The organism is Meridianimaribacter flavus, from assembly GCF_004366715.1.
In the GTDB taxonomy this organism is placed as follows: domain Bacteria; phylum Bacteroidota; class Bacteroidia; order Flavobacteriales; family Flavobacteriaceae; genus Gaetbulibacter_B; species Gaetbulibacter_B jejuensis.
The window spans coordinates 26,882-43,157 of record NZ_SOQZ01000008.1 but is presented as its reverse complement, the minus strand read 5'-3'; the positions used below and the strand labels follow the sequence as shown (position 1 = coordinate 43,157).

Sequence of the window (16,276 nt, the reverse complement as noted above, 5' to 3'; positions counted from 1 at the left end):
TTGAAAATAAACCACGAAACAATAACAAAACAACGTTTAAGGTAAAAAATTAGCTTTTAAATTATTAGTTGAATAAAAATTTAACAATTCACCTTATTTAGAATGAGTCTTTATTGTAGTTTTTTCTGTCGAACAACCTAATTACCCACATGTTTATCTCTATAAAATAATATTGGTCGTTCAAAAAACGCATAGATTATTTGCGACATACTTAAAGTTAATACCAAGTACAAAAGCAACAGTAAACCTTTTTCAAAAAAAACTAGTTGCTCTATTTTAAAACTCCTTTGAATACTTAGCAGAATCAAAGAATAATTCACCAAATAAATAGCATACGATCGTGTACTTAAAAAGTAAAAGACCTTGTCAAAAACCTTATGTTGTTTTAATTGAATACAATACGGAAATAACAAAGCACAACTCAGCAGTACTAAAGGCAAATAAAAAAACACATAAAAAACTAAATGCGTTTGAGGCAGCAAACTATAATGGTAAATCAAGAGATGAGTTCCTCCAAAAACAGCACATGCGATACCAATACAGATTTTTTGGTTTTGTTTAAAAAACGTAATATAAGTATTCATTATATAGACTAATAAAAACCCAAAATAGATAGCATCCATTCGATATAACACTACTTTTCTAAACCCTGAGCTCCAATCTTTATAACTAGTAACATTAGCATTGTAATAGTAACTTATTTTGAAAGCGAAAAGCGCAATTATCATAATGAGCGTCACCTTTAAAAACAATTGCTTATGCTGTTTTTTAAACATAAAAAAAGACAGATACAGCAAAAAAGGAAGTAGTAAATAAGCATACTCTTCAATGGATAAGCTCCAAGCTTCTGTAAAAAAATCAGGATGTGGATTTATAAAGTTTTGTAAAAACGGAATGTAAAGCCATAAGGTTTTAGGTAAAACATCACCAAGAATTAGTAGTAAAACGACATTAAGCACTAATACCAAAAAGTAATTAGGCAATGTCCTAAGCCAACGTCTTTTCCAGAAGGTTATTAAATCAGAAAATGAAGTCTTACCAGACTCAATATTTTTCAGCAGCAGGCCACCAATTAAATAACCACTGAGCACAAAGAATAAATCTACTCCTACAGCTCCTAAAGTTCTTGTAAAAAGTATAATTGGGTTATTGGTCTCTGTATAAAATAAAAATGTACAATGCGATATTACTACCAAACTGATAGCAATAGACCTAATAACATCTAAACCATAAATTCTTTTGGAACGCATTAAAGCCGCTTATTCTTTTTAAAAATAAGCAATTTACTGGATAATTGAAGTGAATTGAATTAGAACAAGCTTTTTATAATTTGCTCGTCGGTAACACCTTCAGCTTCGGCTTTGTAGTTTTTAATAATTCTATGTCTAAGAATACCCGTAGCAACAGCTTGAACATTTTCAATATCTGGAGAGAATTTTCCGTGTATTGCAGAATGTGTTTTTGCAGCAAGAATTAAGTTTTGAGACGCTCTTGGTCCTGCTCCCCAATCTACAAACTCCTTAACCAAATCAGAAGCTATTGATGCATTTGGTCTCGTTTTGCCAACCATACCAACAGCATATTCTATAACGTTATCAGCAACAGGAATACGACGTATTAAATTTTGAAAATCTATAATTTCTTGAGCAGTAAATAAAGCGTTTACTGTTTTAGCAACATCAGTTGTAGTGGCTTTTACCACTTCAACTTCTTCAGCAAAAGATGGATATTCTAGATTGATTGCAAACATAAAACGGTCTAATTGCGCTTCTGGTAAAGGATAAGTTCCTTCTTGCTCAATTGGGTTTTGTGTTGCTAATACAAAGTATGGTAAATTTAGTTTGTAATGATGACCTGCAACCGTTACTGCACGCTCTTGCATTGCTTCTAATAAAGCAGCTTGCGTTTTTGGAGGTGTACGGTTAATCTCATCAGCAAGAATAATGTTAGCGAAAATAGGTCCTTTTATGAATTTAAACTGACGGTTTTCATCAAGAATTTCACTTCCAAGAATATCACTTGGCATTAAATCTGGTGTAAACTGTATACGTTTGAAATCTAATCCTAAAGCTTGAGCAATGGTATTTACCATTAACGTTTTAGCTAAACCAGGAACTCCTATCAATAAAGAGTGTCCTCCTGAAAATATCGAAATCAAGATTTGGTTTACTACTTCGTCTTGACCAATAATTACTTTGGCTATTTCACTTTTTAGGGCTTGATATTTTTTTACAAACTGTTCTACAGCTGCTACGTCAGACATATTATTCTTCTTTTTTTAACCAATTGCTGCTAAATTCACAATCTCTATATTCACCATTAACTTTTATGTAAGTATCCAATATTTTTTCATCTAGCCACTTGTCAATTGCTTTGTACTGCTTGTCTTGTTCAGCTAAACTTTTAATTTTCAAGTAGTCTTTAGCAAAATCGGCTTTGTGCTCATCAATTCTATCAGTAACCGTCAATATTTTAAACTTAATACGGTTTACTCTATCTTCATCTTGATACACTAAACTTATTTCGTTGTCTTTTAGGTTTTGAATTTGAGTATATAATTCAGGATCCATTTTAGTTAACTCAAAATTGAAATCTTGAGTTTTTGGATTAATTAGCTGTCCACCATCTTGTCTGGTTTCTTTTTCATCACTCATTTCTCTTGCTGCATCAGCAAAAGTGATTTCGCCATCAACTATACGTTGTCTAATTAATTCTATTTTATCTTTAGCTTCTTGAACTGCTTCTTGCGTAATTTCAGGACGTAAAAGAATGTGTCTTACATCGTAAATTTGACCTCTAATTTTTTCAAGGTAAATGATATGGTATCCAAAATCGGTTTCAAAAGGCTCAGAAATTTCACCTTCCTGTAAAGAGAAAGCAACATCTCTAAACTCTTTTACCATTTGAGGTCTTTTCTTATTTAAAGAGTATTTACCACCATCTTTACGAGAGGCAACATCATCAGAATAAAATACAGCTTTTGTTGTAAAACTCGCTCCATTTTCGATAACATCAGCTTTAAATTCTCTTAATCTGTCAATTACCTTTTGTTTTTCCTCTTCAGATACTTTAGGGATCACTACTATTTGAGCCACTTTTAATTCTGTACCAAAAATTGGTCGTTCCTCTTCAGGGATTTCGTTGAAATACTCACGTACTTCTTCTGGAGTTACTTCAATATCTTCAACAATTTTACGCTGCATTTCCATTGCAAGCTTTCCGTTTTTGTTGATTTCAAAAATTTCTTCTCTTAGGCTTTCTTCAGAGTCTTTATTATAGAATTTTAAAATCTCTTCCATTGAACCAATTTGCTCCATTAAATAGCTCATTTGCTGGTCGATGTTAGAACGGATTTCCAACTCATTTACCACAATACTATCTTGAATAGCATGATGTGCATACAGTTTATCTTCTAGCAGCTTACCAAACAACTGACAGCGTGAAGGCATTTCGCTAGCTGAAACTCCTCTTTGTTGTAACTGAATGATTTCTTTGTCTAAATCGGAGTCTAACACCACATAGTCTCCAACTACTGCTGCTACACCATCTATTTTTTTACGTTGGTTAGCAGTATTAACAGTATCTACAGACTTTACCTCTTCTTTTTCTTCGATAATTTCTTGAGCATTGGCAAATGTAAATCCAAGCAGTGTTGTTACTGTAAACAGAAACTTTGTATTAGTTAAAAATTTCAAATTGATTGTTTTTAATTGCATCTTTGGTAATATCTTTTTCAAGTTGCTTTATAAGCTCTAACTTCCTTTTGTTTATTATTATTTGATTAATGGTAGGTTTTACATACTCTAATGGAGCATAATCATTTTGCAGTAATACATCATTAATTTGCATCAAATATAGGTGTAATGAATCTTTGAGTTGTAAAAAATTAGATTTTTTTAACAGTTCTTTTTTATTCTCTGCATTTAAAACTGGTACCTTCTCAATAACTTGTGAGGTTTTTACCCAAACAGAGTCGTTTAACGAGTAGGATTTAAACTGAACCGAAATAGAATCTAAATATCTTTTATCATTAGCATCAAAACGTTTAAAGCGCGTTTCTATATCGTCAAGATTAATTGCGTTTTGAGGAATATTTATATATCTAAACTTTACAAGCTCTTCGTTAAGCTTAAATGTTTCCTTGTTTTTTGAATACACTGTATCAGCTTCAGACTGACTTACTGTTGTATCAATATTTTTCTTTACTAAAGCATCTAAATAGGCTTTCGTAAACAAGTCCTTTTTATATTGACTTACTAATTTATTGAAATTATTTTGTGTGGTTTCAGGCAAGTTACGTTCAGCACCTTCAACCAACAATAATTGGGTTGCCCAACGTGTAATGTAGTTGTTAACTAATAGCGTGCTATCTTCTACCGAAGTTCCTTCAGCCACTAAATCTTTTATATCTTCCTCATAAAGATAGGTTTCGTTAACACGAGCTATAGGAGTTCTATCTTCTGTCTTTTTAAAAAAATCACAAGACAAAACACACACAAAAGTTAATATAATAACGCTAAAACGTTTAATCAAAACTAGTTTAAAATTTGAGATTTTACCTTTTCTAAAACAGCATTATCTACTTCTACTTTATAAGTTTTATTTAGGCTTTGTAACCAGTTTTGTTCAATGTAGTTTTGATAATCGCTTATAACCATACCTTTTGCCTCTTCAAAAGTTTTTGTACTCTTAGGAAGCACTTTATCTACTTTTATAACATGGTAAGCTCCATTGTAATTGTAAATTTTTGAAAGTCCTTCTTTGTATTCAAAATCTTTTGGTAAAGATTGGTGTTGTGTGTCCATAATACCTCTTGTAAAAATCACTTTTTGTTCTTTATCAGTATTAAGTTGAGTATTTATCTCATCCACAGTTTTACCAGCTTTAAAAAGGTCTATCACTTTAGAAACATCTTTCTTTTTTGCAGCAGTTGCAACTACTCCATCAATTCTATTTTCCCAAACGTAGTTTGAAGAATTTTTATTGTAATAAGCCTCAAGCCCAACAGTATCTTTTACTGCTGCATTCCACACTTGTTTTTCCATAAGGTCAAACAATAACAATCCATCTCTGTATTCGTTTAAAATAAATGCAAAATTTTCATCTTCAAACTCAAGATTATCTTCTCTGTATTTAATAAGGTTAGCATCTAAAAAAGCATTGTATTCTTTTAAAATAACATCTTTTGGTGAAACATTTTTCCCTAAATATCCTCTTTGTACACTTTTAAGATGGTTAGCAAAATCGCCATAACTAAACTCAGTATTTCCTATAACTAGAAAGTTTTTCTTAGCATCAAAACCTGAAGGAACATTCCAAGCGCCTTTGAAAAAGTCATCAACAATTAAGGTTTCAAAATAAGTTAAGGCTTTTTCGTTTTCAGTAATCTTGTAACTGGATTTCAATTTTTCGGTTAATGCTGTATTTATTAATGCTGAACGAGAATCGCGCTTAACCCTTTGTTCTAATTCAGGTTTCATAACATCAAAAGCATCTAACGGTTTTTTATCCACTAGCTTAACTATGTGCCAACCGTATTCTGATTGAAAAGGCTCAGAAATATCACCAGCATTTTTAAGAGCAAATGCACCATCTTCAAAAGCTGTTGAGCTTAATTGACCGCTTTTAAATGGTGATAACAATCCTCCTTTTCCTGATGAACTTTTATCGTCCGAAAATTGCTTAGCCAACATTTCAAAACTCTCTCCTTGTTCAATCTTTTTATATAGTTCGTTGATACGTACTTCTGGTTTTAAAGTAGAATCCATTTGCTTGTTTGACACCATTATATGCTTAACTGTAACCTCTCCTCTTGATGGTCTCTTGTCTTCTACCTTTAAAATATGATATCCAAAACTACTTCTAAATGGCATCGATACCTCTCCAACATTTGTATTGTAAGCTACATTTTCAAAATCGTAAACCATTTTAAATGCCGAAAAATAGCCTAAATGCTCAGCGTAAGTTTCGTAACCTTTATAATTTAACGCTCGTGAGTTTTGCTGCTTGTAGTTAGCATTTAAATCGTTAAAAACCGTTTCAAAACCTTCTTTTTGTGCACGTTTTCTAAGCTCTAACAAGTCGTTGTAAACAGCAGTAGTATCAGTATTTGAAGCATCAAACCTGAATAAAATATGAGATACTTTTACATCGTAAGCCAAACGATCATAAGCCTCTTTAACTAAAGCATCAGTTACTTTATTATCGGTTAAATAGTTTTTGGTAAGTTGTTTTTTATAGTTTAAAAATTCTCTTTTATAATTAGCATTCTCATCTAATCCTAATCGTTTTGCTTCTTTTATCTTAAGCTTATAATTGATAAACAATTTTAAATACTCATCTACATCTTTTTGAGATTCGTCTTTTACCAATTCAAGGTTTTTATTGTAAACTCTAATAAACTCTGATGCTTTTACAGGATCTCCATCAACTGTAAACAATACATCTTGCTTATTTGTTTGGGCAACACTAAATGCTGTGAAACAAAAAAAAGCAGACAGTACAAATAACTTTAAATTCATAAATTTAGTAGTCTATTATGTGATTTGAGCAAAAATAAAACAATTAGAATATTAAACAACATGCTTTTACATCACTTTTACATTTTACTTAAAAAAACTAACTATATTTAGTCCGTATAAATTATACTATCATGAAGTATACTACCGAAATCATTATTGAAAGTCCTATTGATACGGTTATCAGAAAACTAGACAATCCTGAAAACCTTAAACATTGGCAACGTGGTTTGGTATCTGCCGAACATATTTCGGGTACTCCTGGAGAATTTGGTGCAAAAATGAAGCTGAAATACAAAATGGGTAAACGAGATATGGAGCTTATTGAAACCATTACTTATAGAAACCTACCTCATGAATTTCATGCAACTTATGCTACCAATAGCATGAATAACATCCAGGAAAATTACTTTAAAGAAAATAGCGAAGGCCATACTATTTGGACATCTAAAAGTGAGTTTATCCCTTTAAACTTCTTTATGAAAATTATGACTAAACTTATGCCAAAAGCGTTTAAAAAACAATCGTTACTCTACATGCAAGATTTTAAAAATTTTGTTGAAAACGGAACATCTGTTGCCAATGCGTAAACTAAAACTCATTTGGGATTTTAGAGGTCCAGCTGCACTGCAAACTGCTAAGCACCATGAAATTCACTTAAAAGAATATATTAACATTCAAAAACTTAACGTTACAATAACAGGTTTTGAAGCCATTAACGACATGCATGCAATTGCATTTTTAGTTATAGACGAAAACAACATGAAACCTGTAAGAGACGCACTAAAACCTCATAGAGGTCAAGTGTACAATAATTAATATTTACCCATGAAAAAAACCTTTTTACTATTATCTACAGTACTTGCTTTGTTTACAAATTGCAAAAATGAAAAAGTGCCAGAACAAGCACAAGAACCTACCAAGACTTACGTTGAAGAACCACACTCTTTTGCTCAACCTAACAAAGCAGTAATAACACATTTAAATTTAGACATTGAAGTAGACTTTAATACTGAAAGAGTTTCAGGAACCGCTACTTATGATATAAAAAACAATAACTCTAACACCATTGTATTAGACACTAAATACCTTGAAGTACAATCGGTTTTAGCTGATGGACAACCAACCGAGTTTTCATTAGGTGAATTTAATGAGCAACTTGGTAAACCTCTTACTATCACTATTAAAGAAGACACTAAAACCATTAGTATTAATTACAATACTACCAACAAAACAGAAGCGTTACAATGGCTTAGTCCTCAACAAACAGCTGACAAAAATCATCCATTTTTATTCACTCAAGGTCAAGCCATATTAACACGCACTTGGATACCAATTCAAGACAGTCCTCAAGTTAGAATTACTTATGATGCTACAGTAAAAGTGCCAGTTGAGTTAATGGCAGTAATGAGTGCCGAAAACCCAAAAGAAAAGACCAAAGATGGCGTTTATCATTTTAAAATGAAACAAGCCATATCGCCTTACCTTATAGCTTTAGCTGTAGGTGACATTGAATACAAACCAGTTAGCGACAGAACAGGAGTTTATGCAGAAAAATCTATGATTGAAGCTGCTCACTATGAGTTTTCTGATATGGAAAACATGGTTGCAGCTGCTGAAAATTTATATGGAACATATGACTGGGATCAGTTTGATGTTATTGTCCTACCTCCTAGTTTTCCTTTTGGTGGTATGGAAAACCCAAGACTTACTTTTGCTACACCTACAGTAATTGCGGGAGATAAAAGCTTAACCTCTTTAATCGCTCATGAATTAGCACACTCTTGGTCTGGTAATTTAGTAACCAATGCTACATGGAACGACTTTTGGCTTAACGAAGGTTTTACAGTTTATTTTGAAATAAGAATCATGGAAGCACTTTATGGAAAAGACAGAGCAAATATGATTGCACTCATAGGAAGACAAGATCTTACCGAAGAAATTGAAGCTTTAAAAGATACTCCTGAAGCCACAAAACTAAAACTCGATTTAAAAGGACAAAATCCTGATGATGGCATGAACAGTATCGCTTACGATAAAGGTTATTTGTTTTTAAGAACGCTAGAAGAAACCGTAGGAAGAGAAAAATTTGATGCGTTCATTAAAGACTATTTTAACACACATGCTTTTTCTACACTTACAACCGAAGATTTTGTAGAGTATCTTAATACTAACTTGTTACAAAAAAACAATATCACTTTTAATGTTGAAGAATGGATTTATCAACCAGGTGTTCCTGATAATCAATCTAAAATTGTATCAGATAAATTTAATAACGTTGAAGCAACACTTCAAAAATATTTAGATCAAAATTCAGTTGAAGATTCAGTTACAAAGGAATGGACTACACAAGAATGGGTTCACTTTGTGAGAAATTTACCTGAAGACATCACCACAGACCAATTAGCAATGCTTGATAATGCTTTTGATTTTTCAAACGCAAGCAATTCGCACATAGCTATGGTATGGTTTGAGCAAGCCATAAAACACAATTACCACAACAATAATGTAGACAAAAACATTGACAGCTTTTTAACTCGTGTAGGAAGACGTTGGTATGTTGAAACACTATTTAGAGCGTTTAAGAATGCCAACAGAGTTGATGAAGCTCTTGTTATTTACAAAAAAGCAAGACCTAATTACCACTCGGTTACTGCTGGTACAATTGACAAGCTACTAGGTTATAGTCCTGAATAAAAAAAGTATAGAATGAAAAAAATTGTTTTACTCATTTTAGTTTGCATTGCTACAATTGCTTGCTCTTCATCCAAAAGTGCAATAAAGGAAACTTCTAAAAATCAAGCTCAAATTTTAGTTAACGAATATATGTTTTTGGTGACTGAAATTTCAACCGATGACAGTTATGGATATTCCCCTAAAAATGCTGTTGAAGTTGGAGGAGTGAGTGAAAATGAAGGTCCGATGAATGAACGCAGATACCTTAATGCCTTAACAGGACCAAATGGTGAAACCGTTTCTTATTACAGAGCAGGAAGCTGCTGTCCTGTAAAAAGTGAAAATGGAATAATGGGTCATGCTATGTTAGACAATTACAGAGTGACTTGGGAAGGTTCAAAGGATACTGTCTCAATATATATAAACATGTATGATTCCTCAAAACTAAAAGCGCCTAAAGGGTTTGGGTTAAGAAAATAAACTATGAGACTACTACTTTTTTGTTGTGTATTATTTATTTTCAAAACATCTTTTTCACAAGATTATCCTGAAGGCACAAAGCATATAAAAACAATATTATCGACTGTTTATAAAAAGAAAGACACCCTTGAACACAGAAAGCTTGTTACATATTACGATGAAAATTGGAATGTCCTACATAATACCAATACACTTTCTTCAGCTTTAGACAAAGGTTCTAAAACAGTAACATTAATAGATACTGATAAGAAATATGTATCAGCAATAATTACTTCTGAAAAAGACACATTAGATTACATAGTCTATCTATATGATGACAAAGGTAACAGAACTAATTATTACCAAATAAGAAAAGGTGACACTCTAAATGACCAAAAAAGAACTTATGATGAGTTTGGTAACAATACTAAACTTTATAATAAAAAAAACGGCAACTATTATTTAAGCTTTGAGGCCAACTATAACAAGCATGGTGAAGTTACACAAAGACATTGGTATAATGTTAACCAAGACATAATTAAAATTGAAAAGTTTATTTATTCAGATGATGGAAAAACTAAAAAATACTTCAAAACCAACAATAAAGGCAACTTAGAACTACAAACCGAAACTCAAGAAATAGCTCATAGAGTTATTAAAAAAACATATCATACTGAAGCTAGAGGCATAAATTATGGAATAACAATTATTAAGAAAAAAGGATATTATTCTATAACCAAAAATGACGAAAAAGACCAACTTAAACGATTAGAGATTTTTGACAAAAAAGGAAAACTCACTACTTCGGTCTATATAAACTACGAAGAGTTATAATATAATTTTAGTGTCTTCTGCTAACAACTCATTTACAAAACTGCCAAACTCGGTTTTAAACTCAATATATTTTTCACCTGTAGCAGGACCATTAAATCCTGTATGAATTTTTCTTACTGCTCCTTTTTTATCTATAAAAATGGATGTTGGATAAGATAATACATGGTTTAACATTGGTAGTTTTTCTTGCGCTTTGGTTTTATTGGACGTTCCGTATTGTGCTAATAGTATAGGATATTCAATCCCAACATCGTTTTGTAATCGTTTTATACTATTAAAGGCTTTTTCTTCGGTTTTAGCATACTCAAAAGCAAGTGCAACAAAAGCAATATCTTTATCTTGATTGTTCTTATAATATTCAGAATAAAATTTACTTTCATCCAAACAGTTAGGACACCAGCTCCCCATAATTTGCACCACAACCACTTTATCTTTAAACTGCTCATCAGCTAAAGACACCATTGCACCTGATGCATCAGGAAAAGAAAACTCCAACGCTTCATAACCTTCTTTTAAATAGGTTAAATCGTTAGCGTCAGGTAATTCAAAAGTGTCATTTCGTTTTGCTATAAAAGGCTCTTTCCAATGTGCTCCAGAGTAAAACATACCTTCCATTGTACTATCAGTTACTTTAGCAGTAAATAAAAACGCGTGTGCTCCATCAAAGGTTGACAAACTTAATTTATTAGCATTGACAACACCTTCAAGATATCTGTAATCGCCAGTTGTGGTTCTAAAAGTTCCTGTTACTTTATTTCCATCTTGCTTAAAAACACCTTTAGCTATGTATTTATCTTCTTCAGAGTTTGGGCTAAAAACCGTTTCCCAATTCCCTTCAACTGTATATTTAGAGCCTCTTTCACTTGTAGCAAATCGCTCAGAGTTGCCAAACTCCGCTTCAAAATCAACTACTCGATTCAAGTCCTCTTTTACATAAAATCCTTTAAGCATATCGCCTTCTATCTTTGCTTTTAAATAAGCGTCAAAAACTGGCATTTGAATAATTACCGAGTCATTAACATAAGTAATCTCATTTACTAAAATAACTTCTTCAGCATTAAATATTTTAATGGACTTAGGTGCAGTTACTTCAAAGTTAAACGGTAAGTTTAAAGTGTCATTGACTTTAAGCGTTGCTCTATAGTTTCCTGTTTTTAGCTTTTCAGGATTGTCTTTACACGACACTATAAGCAATATAAGTAGCAAAGTGAGGTATTTTTGCATAAATAAAATGGATTAATTATATACTCTCCAAAGAAAAACAAGGTGCAACACAAAAACAAACATCGAGCATTAAAAAATTCAATAGCAGACTAAAATCTTTTATATAAGAGCAATTATTACCCAAAAAGTAAGTGACTAACTACAAATTTCTTATTCACAATAATAAAAACAGAAATTAGTTAGCAATATTTGAATCATTGCAGCAATGTTTTATCTTTGTCGATTCTATTTAAAACATCACATGAAGATTTCATATAATTGGTTAAAGCAGTTTATAAAAACAGATTGGAGTCCTGAAAAAACTGGAGAACTCCTAACTGATTTAGGCTTGGAAGTTGAAGGTATTGAGTCGTTTCAATCTATTAAAGGCGGACTTGAAGGTATAGTTGTTGGAGAGGTTCTTACCTGTGTACAACACCCAAATGCTGACAGACTAAAAGTTACTACTGTAAATATTGGTGAAGAAACGCCTTTACAAATTGTTTGTGGAGCACCTAATGTTGCTGCTGGTCAAAAAGTACCTGTCGCTACTATAGGAACTACACTTTACACAAGCGAAGGTGAAGCCTGGAAAATAAAAAAAGGAAAAATTAGAGGTGAAGAAAGCCACGGAATGATTTGCGCTGAGGATGAACTTGGTCTAGGATCGTCTCATGAAGGTATTTTAGTTCTAGATGAGAAAATAAAGGTAGGCGCATTAGCTTCTGAAATTTTCAAAGTAGAAAACGACCATGTTTTTGAAATTGGGTTAACTCCTAATAGAGCTGATGCAATGAGTCATTTTGGTACTGCAAGAGACCTTAAAGCTGGCTTACTGCAAAAGGATATTAACCTTGAGTTGATAACACCTTCAGTAAGTGCATTTCATGTAGATAGCAGAACTTTAAAAGTTGATGTAGAAGTTAATGATAAAGAACTAGCTCCTCGTTATTGCGGAGTTACAATTTCTGGAATAAAAGTTGAAGCATCTCCTGCTTGGTTACAAAACCGATTAAAAGCTATTGGTTTAACGCCAAAAAACAATGTTGTAGATATCACCAACTATGTACTTCATGAACTTGGTCAACCCTTACATGCTTTTGATGCTAATAAGATTACAGGAAATAAAGTTATTGTAAAAACACTTCCTAAAGGCACAAAGTTTACAACCTTAGACGAAGTAGAACGCGAGTTACATGAAGAAGATTTAATGATTTGTGATGCCGAAAAACCTATGTGTATTGCTGGTGTTTTTGGTGGTATTGAATCTGGAGTAACCGAAAGTACAACTAGTATCTTTTTAGAAAGTGCTTATTTCAATCCTGTAAGTGTGCGAAAAACTGCTAAAAGACACGGTTTAAATACTGATGCTTCTTTTAGGTTTGAACGTGGTATTGACCCTAATATTACTGAATATGCACTAAAACGTGCTGCTCTATTAATTCAAGATATTGCTGGTGGTGAAATAACGAGTGACGTTATTGACATGTATCCAAATAAAATTGAAGATTTTCAGGTACGTTTAAGTTTTGAAAACGCTAAAAAACTTATTGGAGAGGAAATTCCTAAAGAAGTCATCAAAAGAATACTTACGTCCTTAGACATTAAAGTAAATAACGTTACTGAAGCTGGCTTAGGACTAACAGTTCCTGCCTATAGAAATGACGTACAACGTGAAGCCGATGTTATTGAAGAAATCTTGAGAGTTTATGGTTACAACAACATTAAAACTACCGAAAAATTAAATGCTTCGATTTCGAACTCATCGCGTTTTGAAGATTATAAATTGCAAAATATTGTAGGTAATCAATTGTCTGCTCAAGGTTTTTATGAGATTATGGCAAATTCACTTACAAATCCTAAATACATTGCTTTAACGCAAAACTTAAACGACGAGCATAATGTAGAAATGCTTAATCCGTTGAGTAACGATTTAAGCGTTATGCGTCAAAGCTTACTGTTTTCTGGTTTAGAAGCTGTAAGCCATAACATCAACAGAAAAAGAGACAACCTTAAATTATATGAGTTTGGTAAAACTTATCACAACTACAATGGTAATCGTGAAGAGCACAAACACTTATCTCTTTTTGTTAGCGGAAACAGAAATACTGAACGTTGGAACGCTCCAATACAACAAAGTGATTTCTTTTACCTAAAAGGAACTATTACTGCTGTTTTAGAACGTCTTGGTATAACTTCGTTAAAAGTTTCTCCTATTAAAAATGATGTTTTTAGTGAAGGTATTTCCTTATCTAAAGGAAAAGTCAAATTAGTAGAATTTGGATTAATCGGTAAAAAAGTATTGAAACATTTTGGAATAGCCCAAAGCGTACTTTTTGCTGACTTTAATTGGGATAATATTATAGAAACTGTTAAACAGAATAACATTACTTTTAAAGACATTCCTAAATACCCTGAAGTAAGACGAGATTTTGCGTTGTTACTTGATGACAATGTTACTTTTGAGCAAATAGATACTATTGCTATGCAAACTGAAAAACAGCTTCTTAAAGATGTTGATTTGTTTGATGTATATCAAGGTAAAAACCTTCCAAAAGGTAAAAAGAGTTATGCTGTGAGTTTTACATTACAAGACGAGCACAAAACACTTACAGATAAGCAAATAGACAAAATCATGAACAAGCTGCAATCTAATTTTGAAAAGCAACTTGGAGCCGAATTAAGATAAAACAATACCATCACGCTTAATTGTAATAAAGAAAGTGCTTTTTAGATTTAAAGTAATAACAGTTCTAGCTATAATGCTGTTTACCTACAACAACTCTGTAGCGCAGCAGCTTGTTATTGATGTACAAGAGCAAGATTCTACTTCAATATGGCAATTAGCAAAACATGATTTTAAATACACTTTAAAAGGTGTAGGACATTCTTTTACTAGACCGCTACATTGGAAGTCTAAAGATTTTGAAAAGCTTGGTTTATTTGTTGCAGGTACTGCTGCACTTAGTTTAGCGGATGAGCCTATTCGCGACTTTGCTTTAAACAATAAAGACGACTTTCCCACACCATTAAGAGATTTTGGTTGGTATTTTGGTAGTCCACAAAACTACTTTATGGCAAATGCAGGTTTATATGCGTTTGGGATATTTACTAAAAATGAAAAAGTCCGTAAAACTAGTGTTTTAATCATATCTTCATCTATAACTACAGGTTTAATACAAACTGTTAGTAAAGCTGCAATTGGTAGAGCTCGTCCTGGTTCTGGTTATGACAACTACACTTTTAAATCCTTTTCAGGAGAAGCGGCTTTTAGATCCTTTCCTTCGGGACATACTATTCTTTCTGTAACTATGGCACATTCAATTGCCAAACAATTTAAAAACCCTTGGGTCAAAGCAGGTATTTATACCGTTGGAGCAATTCCTCCAATATCAAGAATTATTGATGATGCGCATTGGGTTACTGACATTGCTTTTAGTGCAATTGTTAGTATAGTTGTTGTAGATAGTATTGATAAGTTTTTAAACGATGAAAATGCTTACAACACTCCTAAAAGAGAAAAACAAATCAGCTGGAATATTAAATTCAGTACCAACCAAATAGGTTTAGTAGGTACGTTTTAATTTAAACTTCAATTTTAAAAATATTATACTTTTTTTAATGATTAAGCCTCAAATAATCATTAATTTTAGCATAAATAAAAAATCACAATATTATGGCAACCGTAACTTTAAAAGGAAATACAATACATACTTCAGGAACTTTACCATCTGTTGGTTCTAAAGCTCCAGATTTCACCCTTACCACAAACGATTTAGGCAGTAAATCGTTAAATGATTTTAAAGGCAGCAATGTAATTTTAAACATCTTCCCAAGTGTTGATACTGGTACTTGTGCTCAATCTGTAAGAACTTTTAACAAAGAAGCAAGTAGCTTAAACAACACTAAAGTATTGTGCATCTCTAAAGATTTACCTTTTGCACAATCACGTTTTTGTGGTGCTGAAGGACTAGATAATGTGATTAGTTTATCTGATTACAAAGATGGCAGTTTTGGGAAAGCTTATGGCTTAGATTTTACTGATGGTCCACTAGAAGCTTTACACTCTAGATGTATTGTAGTAATCAATGCGGATGGTGTTGTTACACATACTGAGCAAGTTGCTGAAATTGTAGACGAACCTAACTACAAAGCTGCATTAGACGCTTTATCTTAATTTACAAATGCCCAAAAAAGAGTCTTTTTTACAAAACAGATTAAAAAGCGTAGGTTTTGCCTATAAAGGTGCTGCTTACTTAATCAAAACCGAAGCAAGTATAAAAATTCAGATAGTAGTAGCAATTCTAGTTACTGCTGCTGGATTTTATTTTAATATTTCTACTACCGAATGGTTATTTCAAATAGCGTTTATTGGTTTAGTAATAAGTATTGAAGGTGTTAATACTGCTGTTGAATATATTGCAGATTTTATTCATCCTGAACATCACAAGTCAATTGGCAGAATAAAAGACATAGCTGCTGGTGCAGTTTTTATCGCATCGGTTACAGCTATTATAGGCGCTTTAGTGATTTATATCCCAAAGTTGTTTTAATACTAATTACGTTAGGATAAACGTTAGTAATTT

15 protein-coding genes are annotated in these 16,276 nt (G+C 32.4%); 9 read left to right on the top strand and 6 right to left on the bottom strand.

The window, feature by feature from the left end:
• Nucleotides 1–137: 137 nt before the first annotated feature.
• Genes A8975_RS13815 through A8975_RS13795 form a run of 5 tightly spaced genes read right to left on the bottom strand, consistent with a single transcriptional unit; the run spans nt 138 to nt 6,521 of the window.
• Nucleotides 138–1,250: an acyltransferase family protein gene (locus A8975_RS13815; protein ID WP_134201249.1), complete on the bottom strand. Its 1,113-nt coding sequence runs from the start codon at nt 1,248–1,250 to the stop codon at nt 138–140.
• A 59-nt stretch (nt 1,251–1,309) separates the two neighbouring features.
• Nucleotides 1,310–2,263: an AAA family ATPase gene (locus A8975_RS13810; RefSeq protein ID WP_134201247.1), complete on the bottom strand. Its 954-nt coding sequence runs from the start codon at nt 2,261–2,263 to the stop codon at nt 1,310–1,312.
• Nucleotide 2,264: 1 nt separating this feature from the next.
• A complete protein-coding gene (locus tag A8975_RS13805) occupies nt 2,265–3,716 on the bottom strand; it encodes a peptidylprolyl isomerase (RefSeq protein WP_134201245.1) in 1,452 nt (483 codons plus the stop codon).
• On the bottom strand, nt 3,679–4,497 hold the full coding sequence (locus A8975_RS13800) for a peptidyl-prolyl cis-trans isomerase (RefSeq protein WP_134201279.1): 819 nt from the start codon (nt 4,495–4,497) through the stop codon (nt 3,679–3,681). Before A8975_RS13800 ends, A8975_RS13805 begins: the two co-directional genes overlap by 38 nt.
• Before the next feature lie 38 nt (nt 4,498–4,535).
• Entirely contained in the window at nt 4,536–6,521 is a 1,986-nt protein-coding gene (locus A8975_RS13795; protein ID WP_134201243.1) for a peptidylprolyl isomerase, read from the bottom strand.
• Nucleotides 6,522–6,652: 131 nt separating this feature from the next.
• Here A8975_RS13795 and A8975_RS13790 point away from each other — a divergent pair, with 131 nt between their 5' ends.
• The 5 genes from A8975_RS13790 to A8975_RS13770 are packed head-to-tail and all read left to right on the top strand — an operon-like array spanning nt 6,653 to nt 10,487.
• Nucleotides 6,653–7,108: an SRPBCC family protein gene (locus A8975_RS13790; RefSeq protein ID WP_131509028.1), complete on the top strand. Its 456-nt coding sequence runs from the start codon at nt 6,653–6,655 to the stop codon at nt 7,106–7,108.
• A complete protein-coding gene (locus A8975_RS13785) occupies nt 7,101–7,337 on the top strand; it encodes a hypothetical protein (protein ID WP_129761762.1) in 237 nt (78 codons plus the stop codon). Before A8975_RS13790 ends, A8975_RS13785 begins: the two co-directional genes overlap by 8 nt.
• A gap of 9 nt (nt 7,338–7,346) precedes the next feature.
• Nucleotides 7,347–9,215, top strand: a complete 1,869-nt coding sequence (locus A8975_RS13780) for a M1 family metallopeptidase (protein ID WP_134201241.1) — start codon at nt 7,347–7,349, stop codon at nt 9,213–9,215.
• A gap of 12 nt (nt 9,216–9,227) precedes the next feature.
• The gene (locus A8975_RS13775; protein WP_129761760.1) at nt 9,228–9,674 is read left to right on the top strand and encodes a 2-dehydro-3-deoxyphosphooctonate aldolase; all 447 of its coding nucleotides are present in this window, start codon (nt 9,228–9,230) and stop codon (nt 9,672–9,674) included.
• A 3-nt stretch (nt 9,675–9,677) separates the two neighbouring features.
• On the top strand, nt 9,678–10,487 hold the full coding sequence (locus A8975_RS13770; protein ID WP_129761759.1) for a hypothetical protein: 810 nt from the start codon (nt 9,678–9,680) through the stop codon (nt 10,485–10,487).
• Here A8975_RS13770 and A8975_RS13765 read toward each other — a convergent pair.
• Nucleotides 10,482–11,711 carry a peroxiredoxin family protein gene (locus A8975_RS13765; protein ID WP_134201239.1) on the bottom strand — a complete coding sequence of 410 codons (1,230 nt, stop codon included), beginning with the start codon at nt 11,709–11,711 and terminating at the stop codon, nt 10,482–10,484. The genes A8975_RS13770 and A8975_RS13765 overlap by 6 nt on opposite strands.
• Before the next feature lie 241 nt (nt 11,712–11,952).
• On the opposite strand from A8975_RS13765, the gene pheT reads away from it, so the two are divergent.
• From pheT to A8975_RS13745, 4 genes are all read left to right on the top strand, one after another.
• Nucleotides 11,953–14,379 (top strand): phenylalanine--tRNA ligase subunit beta, encoded by a 2,427-nt coding sequence (pheT, locus tag A8975_RS13760; protein WP_134201237.1) that lies wholly within the window; start codon nt 11,953–11,955, stop codon nt 14,377–14,379.
• Nucleotides 14,380–14,452: 73 nt separating this feature from the next.
• On the top strand, nt 14,453–15,274 hold the full coding sequence (locus A8975_RS13755; protein WP_134201235.1) for a phosphatase PAP2 family protein: 822 nt from the start codon (nt 14,453–14,455) through the stop codon (nt 15,272–15,274).
• Between the two features lie 92 nt (nt 15,275–15,366).
• Nucleotides 15,367–15,867, top strand: coding sequence for a thiol peroxidase (tpx, locus tag A8975_RS13750; RefSeq protein WP_129761755.1), 501 nt, complete (start codon nt 15,367–15,369; stop codon nt 15,865–15,867).
• 7 nt (nt 15,868–15,874) lie between these two features.
• Nucleotides 15,875–16,243, top strand: coding sequence for a diacylglycerol kinase (locus A8975_RS13745; RefSeq protein ID WP_129761754.1), 369 nt, complete (start codon nt 15,875–15,877; stop codon nt 16,241–16,243).
• Nucleotides 16,244–16,276 lie beyond the last annotated feature (33 nt).